The 18,239-nt window shown below is 63.4% G+C and carries 18 protein-coding genes and 1 pseudogene; 6 read left to right on the top strand and 13 right to left on the bottom strand.

From position 1 onward, the window contains the following. Genes AC2FMM_RS01705 through AC2FMM_RS01695 form a run of 3 tightly spaced genes read right to left on the bottom strand, consistent with a single transcriptional unit; the run spans position 1 to position 2,404 of the window. Positions 1-672, bottom strand: coding sequence for a CPBP family intramembrane glutamic endopeptidase (locus AC2FMM_RS01705; protein ID WP_496795623.1), 672 nt, complete (start codon positions 670-672; stop codon positions 1-3). After that, positions 669-1,316, bottom strand: a complete 648-nt coding sequence (locus AC2FMM_RS01700) for an aminotransferase class IV family protein (protein WP_496712113.1) — start codon at positions 1,314-1,316, stop codon at positions 669-671. Before AC2FMM_RS01700 ends, AC2FMM_RS01705 begins: the two co-directional genes overlap by 4 nt. Then, positions 1,271-2,404, bottom strand: coding sequence for an aminodeoxychorismate synthase component I (locus AC2FMM_RS01695; protein ID WP_496795622.1), 1,134 nt, complete (start codon positions 2,402-2,404; stop codon positions 1,271-1,273). The genes AC2FMM_RS01700 and AC2FMM_RS01695 overlap by 46 nt, the downstream gene beginning before the upstream one ends. 172 nt (positions 2,405-2,576) lie before the next feature. Here AC2FMM_RS01695 and carB point away from each other — a divergent pair, with 172 nt between their 5' ends. Further along, positions 2,577-5,930, top strand: a complete 3,354-nt coding sequence (gene carB, locus AC2FMM_RS01690) for a carbamoyl-phosphate synthase large subunit (protein WP_496795621.1) — start codon at positions 2,577-2,579, stop codon at positions 5,928-5,930. Positions 5,931-6,035: 105 nt separating this feature from the next. Here carB and AC2FMM_RS01685 read toward each other — a convergent pair whose 3' ends face one another. From AC2FMM_RS01685 to lepA, 4 genes are all read right to left on the bottom strand, one after another. Further along, the gene (locus AC2FMM_RS01685) at positions 6,036-6,350 is read right to left on the bottom strand and encodes a hypothetical protein (protein ID WP_490360453.1); all 315 of its coding nucleotides are present in this window, start codon (positions 6,348-6,350) and stop codon (positions 6,036-6,038) included. Positions 6,351-6,466: 116 nt separating this feature from the next. Then, positions 6,467-6,709 carry a PA2433 domain-containing protein gene (locus AC2FMM_RS01680; protein ID WP_496743362.1) on the bottom strand — a complete coding sequence of 81 codons (243 nt, stop codon included), beginning with the start codon at positions 6,707-6,709 and terminating at the stop codon, positions 6,467-6,469. A gap of 373 nt (positions 6,710-7,082) precedes the next feature. Next, entirely contained in the window at positions 7,083-7,760 is a 678-nt protein-coding gene (locus tag AC2FMM_RS01675; RefSeq protein ID WP_496795620.1) for an AbiU2 domain-containing protein, read from the bottom strand. 86 nt (positions 7,761-7,846) lie between these two features. Next, on the bottom strand, positions 7,847-9,646 hold the full coding sequence (gene lepA / locus AC2FMM_RS01670) for a translation elongation factor 4 (protein WP_496795619.1): 1,800 nt from the start codon (positions 9,644-9,646) through the stop codon (positions 7,847-7,849). 148 nt (positions 9,647-9,794) lie between these two features. Between lepA and AC2FMM_RS01665 the strand changes: the two are divergent. The 3 genes and pseudogenes from AC2FMM_RS01665 (at position 9,795) to AC2FMM_RS01655 (ending at position 12,222) form a co-directional block, all read left to right on the top strand. Continuing rightward, positions 9,795-10,841 (top strand): annotated as a pseudogene (locus AC2FMM_RS01665) (Hint domain-containing protein). Between the two features lie 38 nt (positions 10,842-10,879). Then, on the top strand, positions 10,880-11,197 hold the full coding sequence (locus tag AC2FMM_RS01660; protein ID WP_496681681.1) for a hypothetical protein: 318 nt from the start codon (positions 10,880-10,882) through the stop codon (positions 11,195-11,197). A 71-nt stretch (positions 11,198-11,268) separates the two neighbouring features. Then, complete coding sequence (locus AC2FMM_RS01655; RefSeq protein WP_496795618.1) at positions 11,269-12,222, top strand: LysR family transcriptional regulator; 954 nt, start codon at positions 11,269-11,271, stop codon at positions 12,220-12,222. On the opposite strand, the gene AC2FMM_RS01650 is transcribed toward AC2FMM_RS01655, so the two are convergent. After that, the gene (locus AC2FMM_RS01650) at positions 12,219-12,662 is read right to left on the bottom strand and encodes a low molecular weight protein-tyrosine-phosphatase (RefSeq protein WP_496795617.1); all 444 of its coding nucleotides are present in this window, start codon (positions 12,660-12,662) and stop codon (positions 12,219-12,221) included. The two genes, AC2FMM_RS01655 and AC2FMM_RS01650, sit on opposite strands and share 4 nt — an antisense overlap. A gap of 27 nt (positions 12,663-12,689) precedes the next feature. On the opposite strand from AC2FMM_RS01650, the gene AC2FMM_RS01645 reads away from it, so the two are divergent. Both AC2FMM_RS01645 and AC2FMM_RS01640 read left to right on the top strand, forming a co-directional pair. After that, on the top strand, positions 12,690-13,385 hold the full coding sequence (locus AC2FMM_RS01645) for an NAD-dependent deacylase (RefSeq protein WP_496795616.1): 696 nt from the start codon (positions 12,690-12,692) through the stop codon (positions 13,383-13,385). A 52-nt stretch (positions 13,386-13,437) separates the two neighbouring features. Continuing rightward, positions 13,438-14,046 carry an HdeD family acid-resistance protein gene (locus tag AC2FMM_RS01640; protein WP_496681669.1) on the top strand — a complete coding sequence of 203 codons (609 nt, stop codon included), beginning with the start codon at positions 13,438-13,440 and terminating at the stop codon, positions 14,044-14,046. An 80-nt stretch (positions 14,047-14,126) separates the two neighbouring features. On the opposite strand, the gene AC2FMM_RS01635 is transcribed toward AC2FMM_RS01640, so the two are convergent. From AC2FMM_RS01635 to meaB, 5 genes are all read right to left on the bottom strand, one after another. Next, positions 14,127-14,594, bottom strand: coding sequence for a copper chaperone PCu(A)C (locus AC2FMM_RS01635; protein WP_496688489.1), 468 nt, complete (start codon positions 14,592-14,594; stop codon positions 14,127-14,129). A 44-nt stretch (positions 14,595-14,638) separates the two neighbouring features. After that, positions 14,639-15,028 (bottom strand): hypothetical protein, encoded by a 390-nt coding sequence (locus AC2FMM_RS01630; protein ID WP_496795615.1) that lies wholly within the window; start codon positions 15,026-15,028, stop codon positions 14,639-14,641. Between the two features lie 434 nt (positions 15,029-15,462). Beyond that, positions 15,463-15,750 (bottom strand): 50S ribosomal protein L28, encoded by a 288-nt coding sequence (rpmB, locus tag AC2FMM_RS01625; RefSeq protein ID WP_040634222.1) that lies wholly within the window; start codon positions 15,748-15,750, stop codon positions 15,463-15,465. Between the two features lie 158 nt (positions 15,751-15,908). Beyond that, positions 15,909-17,060 (bottom strand): Hint domain-containing protein, encoded by a 1,152-nt coding sequence (locus tag AC2FMM_RS01620; RefSeq protein WP_496795614.1) that lies wholly within the window; start codon positions 17,058-17,060, stop codon positions 15,909-15,911. A 146-nt stretch (positions 17,061-17,206) separates the two neighbouring features. Beyond that, positions 17,207-18,184, bottom strand: coding sequence for a methylmalonyl Co-A mutase-associated GTPase MeaB (meaB, locus tag AC2FMM_RS01615; RefSeq protein WP_496712083.1), 978 nt, complete (start codon positions 18,182-18,184; stop codon positions 17,207-17,209). Positions 18,185-18,239: the final 55 nt, after the last annotated feature.

Below are 18,239 nucleotides of genomic sequence, written 5' to 3'. Positions count from 1 at the left end.
CTAGAACGGGCGCTGCACGTTTCCGGAATAGAAGAACACGCCCAGCCCGGCGGCAAAGATGATGTTGCCCGCGATCGCGTGCAGCAGCACCGCATAGAAGAACGACCCACGCTTTCGGTAGGCCCAGGAAAACAGCAGCCCGCCCGCGAATGTCATCGCGGCGACGATCCAGCTCCAATACATCAGATGGGCAAAGGCAAACAGCCCGGCGTTCAGCAACGGCAAGGCCGTGCCGTCAGGCAGAATCGCGTGATAGCGGCGATAGAACAGTGTGCGGAACAGCAGCTCTTGCGGAAGCGCCGACAGCAACGGATAGCCCAGCCAGATCACGACCAGAAATTCCGGCCGGTTCAGCAGCAGATAAAAGGCCGCATCGGGGCGCGTGGCCATCACCAAGGCCGCACAGATTGCCGCCATTGCGAATGAGAACCCGATCACCTCGGCCCAGCGCCAGTTGCGCCAGCCATAGCGCAGCTCGGCCCAGGAAAAGCCCGGAGTGCGGTGCAGCAGGGCGATCCCGCCAGCGGTGAAGAAGAACAGGGCCGGAAACATCCAGTCGGGTGGAAACAGAACCGCGATCAGCAAGGGGACCGCGACATAGAACGCCACGAATTCAGCCTTCAGGCGCAGGTTCGACACCTGCAATCCACGCGCAGAACTGCGGTCGCTCATGGCAATATCACTTGGGCCGGGATCAAACCGCGCAAGGAATTGCCCATCCAGACCCGGTGCGCGGCGGCCAGATCATGCAGGGTCAAGACCGCCTCGACCGCGCGTCCGGTCTCAATCAGTTCCTCGCGCAGGATGCCCGGCAGCAGGCCCGCTGCAACCGGCGGTGTCAGCAGGCATCCGTTTTCCGTTTCGACGAACAGGTTGGTGATGGTGCCCTCGCACAGTTCATCCCGTTCATTCAGGAACAACAGCTCGTCCACGCCGTCGGGCAATTCCGCCCGCGCCTGATCATAGATCGCGCGGCGGGTGGTCTTGTAACGCAGCCAGATGTCCGAGGACATCAGCCGCGGCGTGGCGATGCCCACCGTCCAGCCCGGCGGGTTGTCCGCCAGAGGCCCCGTGGTGACCTCGGGCTTGCCGGTCATGTCCAGAGTCAACCGGCACCGCAGCGGGTCCGCGCCGGCCACGCCGGCCACCACCTCGCCCACACGCCGCACGTCGAACCGAACACCCAGCCAATCCGCCGTGCGCGCCATGCGCCGCAGGTGGCGCTCCAGCCGCACAAAGCCCTGCCCGGGCCGAAACGCAAAGGTTTCGATCAGACGGAAATCAGGCTCAGTTGGTGCGCGAACCGGGCTTTCCATAGCGCTTCCTCGTATTCCGACGCGGCAGTGCTGTCCCAGACGACGCCTCCGCCGACGTTCAGCGTGGCCCGATTGCCCTCGACCATCAAGGTCCGGATCGCGACGTTGAATTCCGACCGCCCATCCGGGGCGGCCCAGCCAATGGTGCCGCAATAGATGTCGCGCGGCCAGGGCTCCAGATCCGAAAGAATCTCCATCGCACGGATCTTGGGCGCCCCGGTGATCGAACCACAGGGAAACAGCGCCGTCAGGATGTCGGACAGCCCGGCCCCCACCTGCAGCCGCGCCTGCACCAGCGACACCATCTGATGCACGGTGGCGTAGGTCTCGACCTTGAACAGCTCGGGCACCTGAACGGTTCCCGGCAGCGCCACGCGGCTGATGTCATTGCGCAGCAGGTCCACGATCATCAGGTTCTCGGCCCGGTTCTTTTCGTCCGAGGACAGGAAATCCCGCCGACGCGCATCCTCGGCCAGATCGGCGCTGCGCGGCTGGGTGCCCTTCATCGGCCGGGTCTCGATCGTCCCGTCGGCATCGGTGCGGAAGAACAGCTCGGGCGAGCGGCTGAGCAGATCGGGCAGCCCGTCCTGCTGGACCAGCGCGCCATGGCCGACCGGCTGTCCGGCGGTCAGCGCGGCGTAGAGCGCGGCGCTGTCGCCCTCGGTTTCCAGGTCAATGGGAAATGTCAGGTTGGCCTGATAGATGTCCCCGGCCCCGATCGCATCATGCACGGCGCGGAAGGCTTCGGTATAGCGCGCCTCGCTCCAACGCGGCTGAAACGCAGTCAGCCCGGCTGCACCGGACGGCAGGTCGTGCACGCTCGGGCCATCGAATACCCCAAAGCACAACAGCGGCAATCGACGGTTCCCGGGCAGCCTTGCGATCAGCTTCGGCTCGAGCGCATAACCCAACTCATAACTGGCATAACCGGCCAGCCAACCGCCCTTCGCGCGCGCGTCATCCAGCGCCACCAAGGCATGGGGCACCTGCTCCGCCCGGTCGGCGCGGATCACCTGGGTAGGCCGGTCGAAACCTGTGCCCGGACCGGCGGGTCCCTGATCGAAACGAATGCGCAATTGCTTCCTCATCTACCGTTCCGCGGCATATAGAGAATACGGTGCCAAGGGAAAGGGGGGAAAGCGGCAATTTCGATTCCGTTTCCGATCCCCCTTGCACCTTTTGCCCGGGTCCCTATAACGCACGACAATTTGGGCGCTTGGGCGGCGCCAGCGACTCGTGCAAAATCGAAGGGACCAGGCCATGCCGAAGAGAACCGACATCCAGTCGATCATGATCATCGGGGCGGGGCCCATTGTCATCGGGCAAGCTTGCGAGTTCGACTATTCCGGCGCCCAGGCCTGCAAGGCCCTGCGCGAGGAAGGTTATCGGGTCATCCTGGTGAACTCGAACCCCGCCACGATCATGACCGACCCGGAACTGGCCGACGCCACATATATCGAGCCGATCACGCCCGAGGTCGTCGCCAAGATCATCGAAAAAGAACGCCCTGACGCCCTGCTGCCCACGATGGGAGGTCAGACCGGCCTGAACACCTCGCTGGCGCTGGAAGAGATGGGCATTCTGGAAAAATTCGGCGTCGAGATGATCGGGGCCAAGCGCGAGGCCATCGAGATGGCCGAGGACCGCAAGCTGTTCCGCGAGGCGATGGACCGCCTGGGCCTTGAAAACCCCAAGGCGACAATCATCACCGCTCCCAAAAAGGCCGATGGCTCTGCCGATCTGGATGCCGGCGTGCAGATGGCCTTGGACGAGCTGGAAAACATCGGCCTGCCCGCGATTATACGCCCCGCCTTTACACTGGGCGGCACCGGCGGTGGGGTGGCTTACAACCGCGAGGACTACATCCATTATTGCCGCTCGGGCATGGATGCCTCGCCCGTGAACCAGATCCTCGTGGACGAAAGCCTGCTGGGCTGGAAGGAATACGAGATGGAGGTGGTGCGCGACAGCGCCGACAACGCCATCATCGTCTGTTCCATCGAAAACGTCGACCCGATGGGCGTGCATACCGGCGACTCGATCACCGTGGCCCCTGCCCTGACCCTGACCGACAAGGAATACCAGATCATGCGCAACGGCTCGATCGCCGTGCTGCGCGAGATCGGCGTGGAAACCGGCGGCTCGAACGTGCAATGGGCAGTGAACCCTGCCGACGGCCGCATGGTCGTGATCGAGATGAACCCGCGCGTGTCGCGCTCGTCGGCGCTGGCGTCCAAGGCGACCGGCTTCCCGATCGCCAAGATCGCGGCCAAGCTGGCGGTGGGCTACACGCTGGACGAATTGGACAATGACATCACCAAGGTCACCCCTGCCAGCTTCGAGCCGACCATCGACTATGTGGTCACCAAGATCCCGAAATTCGCCTTCGAGAAGTTCCCGGGCGCTGAACCCTACCTGACCACCGCGATGAAATCGGTGGGCGAGGCGATGTCGATTGGGCGCACGATCCACGAATCGATGCAAAAGGCGCTGGCTTCGATGGAATCGGGCCTGACCGGCTTTGACGAGGTCGCAATTTCGGGCCTGAGCATCGGCCCTTGGGGCGCTGTCGAAACCAGCGACGACAAGGCGCATGTTATCAAGGCGATCAGCCAGCAGACGCCGGACCGGCTGCGCACCATCGCGCAGGCGATGCGTCACGGGCTGTCGGATGACGAGATCCAGGCGGTCACCAAGTTCGATCCGTGGTTCCTCGCGCGCATCCGTGAGATCGTCGAGGCCGAACGTGACCTGCGCAAGAACGGCCTGCCGGTCACCGAAGAGGGCCTGCGCGCGGTCAAGATGCTGGGCTTTACCGATGCCCGTCTGGCCAAGCTGACCGGCCGCAACGAGGACAACGTGCGCCGCGCCCGTCACAACTTGGGCGTCAAGGCGGTGTTCAAGCGCATCGACACCTGCGCCGCCGAGTTCGAGGCGCAGACGCCCTACATGTATTCGACCTACGAGGCCCCCACGATGGGCGAAGTCGAATGCGAGGCGCGCCCCAGCGACCGCAAGAAGGTGGTCATCCTGGGCGGCGGCCCGAACCGGATCGGTCAGGGGATCGAGTTCGACTATTGCTGCTGTCACGCCTGTTTCGCACTGACGGATGCCGGGTATGAGACCATCATGGTCAACTGCAACCCCGAGACGGTTTCGACCGACTATGACACCTCGGACCGCCTGTATTTCGAGCCGCTGACCTTTGAACACGTCATGGAGATTCTGCGGGTCGAACAGGAGAACGGCACCCTGCACGGCGTGATCGTGCAGTTCGGCGGCCAGACGCCGCTGAAGCTGGCCAACGCGCTGGAACAGGCCGGCATCCCGATCCTCGGAACCTCGCCAGACGCCATCGACCTGGCCGAGGACCGCGAGCGGTTCCAGGCGCTGGTCAACCAGCTGGGGCTGAAGCAACCCAAGAACGGTATCGCCTCGACCGACGCGCAAGCGCTGGAAATAGCCGAGGAGATCGGCTTCCCGCTGGTAATCCGCCCGTCCTACGTTCTGGGTGGCCGCGCGATGGAGATCGTGCGCGACATGGATCAGCTGAAGCGCTACATCAACGAGGCCGTTGTCGTCTCGGGCGACAGCCCGGTTCTGCTCGACAGCTACCTGGCCGGGGCGGTCGAGCTGGACGTGGACGCGCTGTGCGACGGCAAGGATGTGCATGTGGCGGGCATCATGCAGCATATCGAAGAGGCCGGCGTGCATTCCGGCGACTCGGCCTGTTCGCTGCCGCCCTATTCGCTGTCGACCGAGGTCATCGACGAGATCAAGGAGCAGACCTACAAGCTGGCCAAGGCGCTGAACGTGGTCGGCCTGATGAACGTGCAGTTCGCGATAAAGGATGGCGAGATCTACCTGATCGAGGTCAACCCGCGCGCCAGCCGCACCGTGCCTTTCGTGGCCAAGGCGACCGACAGCGCAATTGCCTCGATCGCCGCGCGGGTGATGGCGGGCGAGCCGCTGTCGAACTTCCCGCAGCGCCCGCCCTACAAGGAGGGCCAAGACACCAAGATCGCCGACCAGATGACCCTGGCCGACCCGAACATGCCCTGGTTCTCGGTGAAAGAGGCGGTGCTGCCCTTTGCCCGTTTCCCCGGCGTCGATACCATCCTTGGCCCCGAGATGCGCTCGACCGGCGAGGTCATGGGCTGGGACCGCGACTTCCCCCGCGCCTTCCTCAAGGCGCAGCTGGGCGCCGGCATGGTGCTGCCGTCCAAGGGGCGGGCCTTCATTTCGATCAAGGATGCCGACAAGGGCGCGTTGATGCTGGAGGCGGCGAAGGTTCTGGTGGAACAGGGCTTCACGCTGGTCGCAACGCGCGGCACGCAGACTTGGCTGGACAGCCAGGGCGTACCCTGTGACGTGGTCAACAAGGTCTATGAAGGCCGCCCCGACGTGGTGGACATGCTGAAGGACGGTCAGGTGCAGCTGGTGATGAACACCACCGAGGGCGCGCAGGCCATCGAAGACAGCAAGGCGATCCGCTCGATCGCTTTGTATGACAAGATTCCCTACTATACCACGGCCGCAGCCAGCCACGCCGCCGCGTTGGCCATCAAGGCGCAGGCCGAGGGCGATGTAGAAGTCAGGTCCCTTCAGGGCTGATACGCGCAACGGGCAAAGCCCGATGGAACCACGCCGAACTGGTGCGCTCCGTGCGGCGGGGCGCCCGTCCCGCACCCGTGTCGCGCAAGTTGCGGCAAGGTGGGATCAGGCCCAGGCCAGGGCAGTGCCGATGATGACGAGGGTGATGCCCAGCCCCTCGCGGTAGGAAAAGGACTCGCCGAATAGAAAGAAAGAGGCGATGGCGATCAGCACGACCTCGGCCCCCAGAATGCCGGTATAGATGATGCCCAGCCGTTCGTCGCGCAGCGCGGCGAGTTCCAGCGTGGCGGCAGCCAGCAAGGTGGCGACGATCAGCAGCCCCAACCCGAGGCCGGGAAGTTTCCACCAGAACTTCATCGAGATCATGGCCACGGAATAGAGACCCGCCGATCCAAGCGCGATGATGGGGATCATGGACATGGGACCTCCGCCGCTGGTTTCCGTTGGGTCAACCTTAGCAGGTGCGGGTCAGCGGGGCTGTGAAGTGGCTCACATTGCGGGGAGGCCCCTCCCAGACTTGTCGACGGGCGGCAGGATCAGTTCAGGCCGAGCATTTCCTTGGCCTTGGCCAGCGTATCGACCGAGGCCTGGTGATCCCCGGCGTCGTGCAGTTGCTGGCCTTCGTCGCGCAGGGCCTCGACCTGCGCGACCTGCTCGTCGCTGAGCTCGGTCCCCGCCGCCAGCGCCGCGTTGATGGCGGCGATGTCGGTGGGGCATTGAGATGCGAAAGCGGGCACGGCGAACAGCCAGAGCGCAGAAGCGATCGTCAGATGTTTCATCGGTATATCCTCCCATGGTGAGGGACGGAGTATATCACGAAACGCTCTCCGGCTCAGCGGACCTTGGTCGGGTGAAATTGAGCCCCCGGCGGCCAGCGCGGGTGTGGCGGTTGGTCAGCAGAGATGACGGCAGCGCCGGCCCGAGGGGGTGAGACCCGTTTAAGAAACGGTCCGGTGGACCGTTTCAGGGCCGAACGGGCGGAGCCCCGGGGCGCAAACGCGGGCGCGGCGGTTGGTTGGCAGAGATGAGGGCAGCGCCGGCCCGAGGGGAGGCGCAAACGCGCCGCCCCAGGGGGGCGGGTCGGCGCGGCCCGGCGGTGCCGCCGGGCGGGCAGGTTGAAACAAATGTATTGCGTTGACTTCTAACAGAAAATTACTCAACCTCGGAGTATCTTGGCATCTTTGTCCAGTACGTTTCGCTGTAACTTTGAAACAGGTCGGAAATGTCCGTGTGCAGAAAAACTTCAAAATGCCAAATCGACAAGGCTTTTGATACCAATTCAGAGGACCACTCCAGCAAGTCAATCAAGTCATTGTATTTGGCAGGTTGATAAAGGCCATGCGCTTTTACGTGTTTCCGTCTCTGGCCGCTTCTACCTTTCAAGGGGTGGGCAATTTCCTCATCTCTATGGACCTTTATAGCTGACATTTCCTGTGAACTTGCAAGTCTATCCACTTCAGAAATAAATTCTTTGATTTCCTCATCAACCTTTGGCAATCCGAGCATGTCCTCAGACCACTCGCTTCGCCACTTTTTTCGCTGTTTCTTTATGTACTCCGATTTATCTGCAATCGCTTTGGCAAACTCTGGCAGTGAATGGCCATTTTGATCCCAAAGGCTGCAAACAAGCATTATCGAAGAAGAAATAACCGAATTTATCTGCAACTCAATTACATGACCAGTAAACGAGTCCGTGTACTTTTCGTTTACTTCCGGATGCGAAGTTAAATACCTTAAGAATCCATGATGAGCGCAAGCATTTCGCTGCAATATTTTCATCTCAGCTAGGTGTTCGTCAATTTTCGGAAAGTCTGTAACTCTCTCACTCATTGTTCTCACGCCATAGGACAATTATGGCTGCCATAGTTTTGGCGCCAAACACGGCAACCCTGACAACCGCCAAAAAATGGACAGCCTCAGCTGTCCATTTTCAACGCCGAAATAAACGCCTCCTGCGGGATGTCGACCTTGCCGAACTGGCGCATCTTCTTTTTGCCGGCCTTCTGCTTTTCCAGCAACTTCCGTTTCCGCGTGGCGTCGCCTCCATAACACTTCGCGGTCACGTCCTTGCGCAGGGCCGAGAGGGTCTCGCGCGCAATGACCTTGCCGCCGATGGCCGCCTGGATCGGGATCTTGAACATGTGGCGCGGGATCAGCTCTTTCAGCTTTTCGCACATGGCGCGGCCGCGGGTCTCGGCGCGGTCGCGGTGGACCATGACCGACAGCGCGTCCACCGGCTCGTCATTCACGAGGATCGACATCTTGACCAGGTTGTCCTGCCGGTAGCCCGTCATCTGGTAGTCGAAGCTGGCATAGCCCTTGGTCACCGATTTCAGGCGGTCGTAGAAGTCGAAGACGACCTCGTTCAGCGGCAGGTCATAGACGACCATGGCGCGGCTGCCCGCATAGGTCAGGTCCATCTGGATGCCGCGGCGGTCCTGGCAGAGTTTCAGCACGTCGCCAAGGTATTCATCCGGCACGAGGATGGTGGCCTTGATGCGCGGTTCCTCGAGGTGGTCGACCTTGGACATGTCGGGCATGTCGGCGGGGTTGTGCAGCTCGATCATCTCGCCGTCTTTCATGTAGACGTGATAGATCACCGACGGCGCGGTGGTGATGAGCTCGATATCGTATTCGCGTTCGATGCGGTCACGGATGACCTCGAGGTGCAGCAGGCCCAGGAAGCCGCAGCGGAAGCCAAAGCCCAGCGCGGCCGAGGTTTCCATCTCGAAAGAGAAGCTGGCGTCGTTGAGGGCCAGTTTCTCGATCGCGTCGCGCAGGTCTTCGAATTCGGCGCTGTCCACGGGGAAGAGGCCGCAGAACACCACCGGCTGCGCGGGTTTGAAGCCCGGCAGAGCGGTTTCGGCACCGTTGCGGTCATTGGTGATGGTGTCGCCGACGCGGGTGTCGCGGACCTGTTTGATGGATGCGGTGAGAAAGCCGATCTCGCCCGGGCCCAGCTGGTCGACCATCTGCATCTCGGGGCGGAAGACGCCCACGCGGTCGACATGGTGCAGGGTGCCGTTCGACATGAACTTGACCCGCATCCCTTTTTTCAGAACGCCGTCCATGATGCGGACCAGGACGATCACGCCAAGGTAGGAGTCGTACCAGCTGTCGACCAGCATCGCCTTGAGCGGCGCGTCGCGCTCGCCCTTGGGCGCGGGCAGCTTGTGCACGATCGCCTCGAGCGTTTCGTGGATGCCCTGCCCCGTCTTGGCGCTGACCTGAATGGCGTCGGTGGCGTCGATGCCGATCACGTCCTCGATCTGTTCGGCGACGCGGTCGCAGTCGGAGGCCGGCAGGTCGATCTTGTTCAGCACCGGCACGATCTCGTGATCCGCGTCGATGGCCTGATAGACATTGGCCAGCGTCTGCGCCTCGACGCCTTGCGTCGAGTCAACCACCAGCAGCGAGCCTTCGACCGCGCGCATCGAGCGGCTGACTTCGTAGGCGAAGTCCACGTGGCCGGGAGTGTCGATCAGGTTCAGCACGTACTTTTCGCCATTGTCGGCGGTATAGTCGATGCGGACCGTGTTGGCCTTGATGGTGATGCCGCGCTCGCGCTCGATATCCATGCTGTCGAGCAGCTGTTCCTTCATGTCACGATCCTGCACCGTTCCGGTCTCTTGGATGAGCCGGTCGGCAAGGGTGGATTTGCCATGGTCGATATGCGCGACGATGGAGAAATTGCGGATATGAGCGAGGTCTGTCATGAAGGGGGATATGTCCGCAGATTGTCACCTCGTCAAGCAGGGAAGCGCAGGGTAGAAGGGGTCAGGAGCGACTTTGGCAACCGGCGTTTACCCGTTGTTGGGACTGACAGGCGAAGCTGCGGCACCGGGCGAGGCGTGAAGGCAGGACATGGCGGACTATTCGATCTACGTTTTGGGCGAGTCGCAGATGACCATCTCGGGCGGCGAACAGTTGGACGGCGTCACCCAGGGGGACGGCTCGCACCTGGTGGGACAGACGATCACCTTCAACACGGTCAACCCGACCGAAATATTCATCACCGATGCCGGCGCCGACACCGATTTCCGCGACAATGACGGCAACCAGCGGCTGAACGGCGACCAGACCATCGACGGGACCTTGTATTCCAACGGCACGCGGGTCGAGGCGGAATACGGCATCACCCTGACCGACGGGACCAATACCTGGCAGGCGGTCGGGTTCAACGTGAACAACTCATCGCCCAGCTTTGCCACTGTCGAGGGATTGGCCTTCATCGGCGGGCCCGGAAGTTTTCCGCCCGCGGGCGTCCCGCTGACGGTGATCAGCGCCCAGGAAGGACCCAATTTCGACTCCAGCGCCTATGTCACCCCGATCTGCTATGCGCCCGGCACCCTGATCGAGACCGAGCGCGGCCAGATCGCGGTCGAGAATCTTGCCGTGGGCGACCGGGTTTGGACGCTGGATCACGGGTTTCAGCCGGTGCAGTGGGTCGGTCGGCAGAGCGTGATCGCCGCCGGACGGTTCCGCATGGTAACGATACCAGCGGGAACCTTGGACAATACGGCTCCGCTGTGCGTGTAGCAGCAGCACCGGCTTTTGGTTGCGCATCCGTCGGTTGAGTTGATGTTCGGGATGGATCAGGTTTTCGTGCCGGCCATCAGCCTTGTCGACGCGGGCGCTGCTGCGCTGTCGCCGGCCCTCACGGTGACGTATCACCATTTCATGCTGGACCGGCACGCCATCGTACGCGCCAACGGCGCCCTTTCCGAAAGCCTGCTGGTATCGGCGGCGCAGTCGGGCACGCCAGATGCGCTGTTCTTCCCTGACCTCGATGGGGCTGCGCGCATGGCAATTGCCCGGCCTGCTCTGACCCGTCGCGAAGGCGCGACGCTGATGCATGAGATGATGCGTGTTGATCGGGATCGAGGTTTGATTCATACTGCGCGCAGCTGAGAGAGGCGCAAGACCTCTCCGGGCAGGCAAAGCGAGGCATGAGCATGAAACACTTCCTATTGATTGCGGTTTGCGCATCGACGCTGACGGCGGTGGCGCCGGCCATGTCCGACGCGGCGCAGATCAAACGGGCCTGTCTGGCGTCGGACCGCACCGCCGCGACACGGCAACGGTGCAACTGCATCCAGAGCGTCGCCGACCAAGTGCTGACCCGCAGCGACCAAAAAACCATCGCCAAATGGTTTACCGACCCGAACCAGGCGCAGGCAATCAAAATGTCGAAAAGCGCCCGCGACGATGCTTTGTGGGAACGGTATCAGGCCTTTGGGCAGGTCGCTCAGGCCAGTTGCAGCTAGGAGGGCAACGGGCCAGTGCTTGACCTGACCTGTGCCGAACCGCAGGAATGGCGCAGCGAAAGGTGTGTTGCATGGGAATGAAGGGGCTGACCCTGCGTGGGCTGGAAGTATTTGCGGCCCTTGCGCGGACCGGTTCGGTGGCGCAGGCCGCCGAGATCACGGGGCTCAGCCAGCCGTCGGTCAGCCAGCAGTTGCGCAATCTGGAAAAGGCGTTAGGCACCGATCTGGTCGATCACGGCCGCCGCCCCATGCGCCTGACGCCCGCCGGGCGCGGCTTTCTGGCCCGGGCCGAGGCGGTTCTGGCCGAGCTGCAGATGGCCCAAAGCGAGCTTTCGGTCATGGACTTGGGCCATTTGACAACCCTGTCGATCGGGCTGATCGACGATTTCGACAATGACCTGACCCCTCGCCTGGCCACGCTTCTGGCCGAGCGTCTGACCCGGTCGCGATTCAAGCTGATCACCCTGTCGAGCCTGGATCTGTTCCGCGCGCTCGAAGACCAGAGCCTGCACATGGCCGTATCGGCCCACAGCGGCGAGGTTCTGGAGGACGTGGTCGAATATCCGCTGGTGCAGGACCCGTTCATCCTTGTGGCGCCCAAGGGCCGCACTTCGGACGAGGAAGCGCTGCAGTCCCTGCCGTTTCTGCGCTATGCGCGCGAGCAGTTGATCAGCCGCCAGATCGAAAGCCATCTTTCCCGCGCGCAGCTGGAGTTCGAGGACCGGTTCGAGATCGGTTCGCACCTGGCGTTGATGGCAATGGTCGCGCGCGGGCTGGGCTGGGCGATCACCACACCGCTGGGCTACATGCGGGCCGCCCGGTTCCATGACGGGCTCGAGGTGCACCCCGCCCCGTTCGGCACGGCGTCGCGCAGGATTTCCCTGTTCACCCGGTCCGACTGGTCCGATCAGGTCCCGCGCGAGGTGGCCGGCATGACCCGCCACCTGATGCAGAGCCAGATGATCGACCCTTGCCTGACCCGCCTGCCCTGGCTGTCCGGGCAGTTCAGGGTGATCGGCGGTTAGGTGTCCAGATACGCGATCAGCCCGTCGACGGCGGTTTCAATCAGATCCAGCGCGCCGTCGAAGTCGCGCGTATAGTACGGATCGGGCACATGATCGGCACCGGTCTGGGCCGCGAAATCGGTCAGCAGGCGCACCGGGGTTGCGTTGCCCACCGGGCGAAGCGCTTCGATCTTGGCGATGTTGCCGTCATCCATCCCGACGATCAGGTCGAACCGGTCGAAATCGGCGGCAATGAACTGTCGCGCGCGCAGGTCACTCAGGTTCAGCCCACGGGCACGGGCTGCGCGCTGCATTGGGCCATAGGGCGGATCGCCTACATGCCAGTCCGAGGTGCCGGCGCTGTCGGCGGCGTGGTGGTGCGCGCGGGCGCGGAAAACGCCCTCAGCGGCGGGCGAGCGGCAGATATTGCCGAGGCAGACAAACAGGATACGCTGTGACATGGCTCGGGTGTAGCGCGCGGAGGGCGGATGGGAAAGATCGTGATTTTGACCGGGGCCGGGATTTCGGCCGAAAGCGGGCTGGGCACCTTTCGCGACGAAGGCGGGCTGTGGGCGCAACACCGGATCGAGGACGTGGCCACTCCCGAGGGCTTTGCCCGCGACCCCGCGCTGGTTCACGCCTTCTACAACGCGCGCAGGGTGCAGGCGGCGCAGGCGCAGCCGAACGCGGCCCACCGGGCGCTGGCCCGGCTGCAGCGCGACTGGCCCGGCGAGGTGGTGATCGTGACGCAGAACGTGGATGGCCTTCACGAAGCCGGGGGCGCGTCAGGCGTGATCCACATGCACGGCACGTTGGCGGGCGCGCTCTGCGCGGCCTGTGGCCACCGCTGGCCCGCCCCGGCCAAAATGGCTGTGGATGAACCCTGCCCCGTCTGCACCGCTCCGACCGCGCGGCCCGATATCGTGTGGTTCGGCGAGATGCCGTATTTCATAGATCAGATCTATGGCCACCTGGCGCAGGCCGATATCTTCGCGGCCATCGGCACCTCGGGACAGGTCTACCCGGCCGCGGCCTTCGTACACGAGGCGATCGCCGCCGGCGCGCGAACGGTCGAGCTGAACCTGGAGCCCTCGGCAGGCGTATCCAGTTTCGACGAGACCCTGTTCGGACCGGCAACGCAGGTGGTGCCGCACTGGGTCGAACTCCTGTTGGCTCAGAGGTGACTTGAGGCCGCCCCGCAGGCTATGCTGAACCAAACCAGACAGGGAGTTTGCAATGACCGAACCGGACAGGCCGCAGGGCGAGGTCTTGGATGACGGCGCGCTGGATGGGCGTGCAGCGCTAGGGGAAACCCTTGCTGACCTGTGGTGGACCTTCCTGTTGCGCGGGTTGCTGGCGGGGGCGGTGGGCATCGCGGCGCTGTTCTGGCCTACCGGCAGCATCGCGCTGCTGCTGCGGCTGGTGGGTGTTCTGCTGATCCTCGATGGCGGGCTGACGCTGCTGGGCTTTGGCCGGCGCGGGTTGATCGGCGGTGCGGGTTTCGGCGCGGTGCTGATCGGGCTGGTCCTGCTGATCTGGCCCGAGGGCACCGCCAGACTGGCGTTCTTCCTGCTGGGGGCCTGGGCGCTGATCATCGGCATCGGGTCGCTGATGTCGCTGGGTCAGATGCACCCGCTGGACCCCGAGCGAGCCACGGTACGCAACTCGGGCCTTGTGGCGCTGGTGATCGGGCTGGTGCTGATCTTCTGGCCCGGCAGCGGGCTGGTGGCGTTGGGCTGGGCCATCGCCTTTTCCGCGCTGGCTTTCGCCGCGGTCATGCTGTTCATGGCGGCCCGGTTCAAGCGCGCGGGCGATCGGGTGACCATCCGCACCGTCAACAGATAGGGCCGACGCAAACAGGCCGGGCATTGCCCGGCCTGACGCATGGATGACGGCCGCAGCGCGGCCAGAAGACAGGCGTGCCGTCAGTTCGAATGCTTCATGTGACCGTCCTGGCGCTCGAGATCGACTGGGATCTCGACCTGCACCTCGCCGGCCTGCTCGAACACCAGAGTGACCGGAATTTTCGCACCCTGCTCGAACGGCTTTTTGATCCCCATGAACATCACGTGGTCGCCGCCACGTTGCAGCATGTGGGCTTCGCCGGCCGGGATGGCAAAGCCTTCCTCGACCTGCATCATCTTGGCGACGCCGTTCTCGTCGATCTTGTGCGTGTGCAGCTCGACCCGCGCGGCGACGTCCGACTGGGCCGAAACCAACCGGTCATCGGTGTCGCCGGTGTTCTTGATCATCATGAATGCCGCACCGGCCTTGGCGTTCATGCCCGAGGATCGGGCATAAGCATCCTCGACCGAGATGATGCTGTCGGCAAAAGCGGCGGTGGACAAGACGGTAGCAGCCAAAGTTGCCAGAAAAGTGGATTGGAAGCGCATTTGGGCCTCTCCTTGAAACGTGTCTGAATGTTTTGGAAACGATCTCAGACGCGGATCGGAGGCCCCCTGGCCGATTGACCGTGTACCAGCGCGACCACCAAATCAGAGGTTCCGCGCAGCGGGCCGGGCTGGACCCGATCCGGTGCAAGAGGATGCGGTAGCTGGTCGGTAAACACCGCCCCCAGAAGACTGAGAGCATAGTCCGGGCAATAATGCGGCGCCTTGGTCGGCTGGCCGTTTTCGGCCATGTAGACCAAGACCGGCCCCGTGCCGGTACACAGCACCATCTGCCCCACGGCCCTGTCCATGCCGCGCGAGGCGGCAACGCTCTGTGCTGTCAGCGCAAGAAGCAGCGACAGGGCAATCGGCAGGATCGTACGCAGGGTCCGGGTCATCTCGCCCGAGGTATAGGCGCGATCGAGGAAATCCGACAAGGGGATTGACCCGCCTGAGACAGTTTGGCGCTGCAAAAAAACGGGGCGGCCAAAAAATGGGCTGCCCCGTATCCAGTTGTCAGGGAGGTCAGAAAAAATCGCGGTCGTCGCGCTGGGTCGTCAGGCCTGTGTGCAGGCGGTTCACCCGCCGTTGCATCCGGGTGCAAATGGATACCGACTCGACCAGAATTGTCGAAAGGACTGAAAGAAATTTGGAGGTTTTCGCAGACATCTCATCGCTCCGCCGCTGCAATACGTACATGCTTAAGAAGACTCTCGCGCATTGTATGTGAACAATTTCACCGTTTGACGCGAAATTGTTTGGCGTCAAGGATGCGCGCTCGCGAAGGCCCAAACCCGTACAAAGATGTCTGCGCAACGAAGAGCCCCCGCGCCAACAGGCACGGGGGCTGAAAACAAGACCTGTGGGGAAATCAGGCCGAGGCTTGTGCCTTGGCGATTTCCTTCTTCACTTTCAGTGCGTTCGGGGACAGATCCTCATCCTTGGCCTTGGCCAGGAAGGCGTCCAGACCACCGCGGTGGTCGACCGAGCGCAGGGCAGCCGCCGAGATGCGCAGCTTGACGCCGCGACCCAGCGTTTCAGACTGCAGGGTCACGTCGTTCAGGTTGGGCAGAAAGCGACGCTTGGTTTTGTTGTTGGCGTGGCTGACATTGTTGCCAGTCATCGGGCCTTTTCCGGTCAGTTCGCAACGGCGCGACATGGTTTCATCCTTTGTTTCTGGTGGGCCGGGCTGCTGCACGCGGCCAAATCACAAGGGGCGCAACCCGAAGTCGCGCCCGAAAACTGGTTGGATGCGTTTAGTGGGAATCGCTTCAAGGGTCAAGACGGGTAGCGCGAAATCTTTGCTCCCCCTCCCGATCATGTCCCCGCACCCCAGTTTTCGGCCAGCAACGGTTTTGCGTTGCGCAGGTGCCGCGCGATTAATCGGGCCTGCTGGCGCCCGCGTGGAATGGTGCGGGCCGGGTTCGACACGTGAACCCCGCCTGCCAGTTGCGGAAAGATGGCGAGGATCTCTTCTCGCGCTTTCGCGCCCAGCGACCGCAGCGCCTCGGGGCCGGTGAACAGGCTTTCGGTTGGAGCGCCCTCGGCAAACACGATTCGGTGCTGGTCGAACAGCAGGTGGAAATACTCCACCCCCGGAATGGCGTCATCGACGAAGATGCCCGGCAGCGCCGTCAGCCTGATGGCGGGGATCAACACCTGATCCTGCCCGAACATGCGCCGCGCGATAGGGGACTGGACCAGCATCCGGTGCTGCCGAGACACAAGCAGATCGCGCGCAGGCAGCCCGGCCCCAAGCGCACCGGCAAGGATCCGCACCGGGGCCAGCTTGGGGTTTGCCCGGATTTCGGTCGCGCTGAACGCGCGACATCCGATCCAGCGGATCGGCTGGTCGCCGCCCGAATCGGTCCGGACCAGCTGCCCAAGGCGCAGGTTCTGGATGGGCACCGGACCATGCGGTGTCAGGATGCGCGCGCCACGGGTGAAACAGGGGACGCCGGATCCGTTTTCGAACTGCGAATAGGTGATCGTCTGGCCGGATGGCAGGACGAAGGATCCGCTGGTCAGAGAATAGCTGGTGCCATCGACAACAGTGAACGTGCCAAAGCTGCTGTCGGTGACGACCGTCCCGGCCGGCAAGTTGAGCGTATCGCTACCCGACCCGCCCTGGATGTCGCCGGACACCGAGGTTGCCTGCAGCGTCAACGTGTCATTGCCACCCCCGAGGCGGATGTTGCCGATGGTCGAGCCTTGCACCGTCACGGTGTCGTCGTCGGCACCGGCGGTCAGGCGACCGCCAATGGCGCTGTTGACGATCATCAGCGTGTCGATCCCGGCATTGCCGCGCACCGAACCGGAAATCGTACTGTTGGAAACGGTCACGACATCATTGCCGCCACGCGCGCGAATGCCGTCGATCGGGCTGCCTTGCGGAGAGCCGTTCAGCGTACCGCTGTCATTGCTGACATCGATATTGTCGTTGCCATTCGTCCCGTTGATATTGGGCATGGTCGGCCCGTCCCGTCGCGTTTGCCCGTCCTCCGTGCAAGATATGGCGCCCTGTCCAATGCAGCCGGCCGGCCTCGGTTTTCGCGTTCAGGCTACATGACAACACGCTGCTGCACAAAGCTTTCGTTGCCGCGCCCACAGGGCGCCTAGATCTGCGCAAGCGCTTGCAACATCCGTTCAGCCGCGGCCGAGGGGCTGAGCCGCCCTGCCCCGACCTCGGCGCCCAGCCGATCCATCTCGGACCGGGCCCGCGGGGTCTCCAGCTTGGCGAGCAGGGCGTGACGCACCTCTTGGTCGAACCAATAGCGGGCCTGTTCGGCGCGGTTGGCATCCCAATGCCCGTTCTGTTTGCGCCAGTCGGCCAGGGCCTGCATCTCGGCCCAGGCCTGGTCCAGGCCGCGCTCCTCGACCGCCGAGACTGTCATCGCCTTGGGAAATCCCTCGGGGTCCTGCGGGCGTTTACGCAGCAGGCGCAGCGCCCCGGCATAATCGGCGCAGGTGCGGGTAGCGGTGGCTTTCAGGTCGCCGTCGGCCTTGTTCACAAGGATCATGTCGGCCATCTCCATGATGCCCCGCTTGACGCCCTGCAATTCGTCCCCGCCGGCCGGGGCCAACAACAGAAGGAACAGGTCAGACATTTCCGACACCACGGTCTCCGACTGGCCCACGCCCACCGTTTCGATCAGCACCACGTCGAACCCGGCCGCCTCGCACAGGGCGATGGCCTCGCGCGTGCGGCGAGCGACGCCGCCCAGATGGCTCTGGCTGGGTGAGGGGCGGATGAAGGCGTTCGGCTCGCGGCTGAGGCGTTCCATCCGCGTCTTGTCGCCTAGGATCGAGCCGCCGGACCGGGCCGAGCTGGGATCGACCGCCAGAACCGCCACCCGCAGTCCCTGCCCGATCAGCATCATGCCGAAACTCTCGATGAAGGTGGATTTGCCTACCCCCGGCGTTCCCGACAGGCCGATGCGCAGCGCCTGCCGCCCGGCGCCCGACAGCGCATTGATCAGCTGCGCCGTCTGGGCGCGGTGATCGGCGCGGGTGCTTTCGACAAGGGTGATCGCGCGGGCCAGCGCCCGGCGGTCGCCTTTGAGGATCCTGTCGGCAAGCTCGGCTGTGGTCATGGGCGGGGTCCTTCGTCGAAATCTGCCCTAGATGACGGGGATGGGCCGGGTTTGT

The organism is Ruegeria sp. BHSC043, from assembly GCF_059612985.1.
This window is presented reverse-complemented; position numbering and strand designations above follow the sequence as displayed.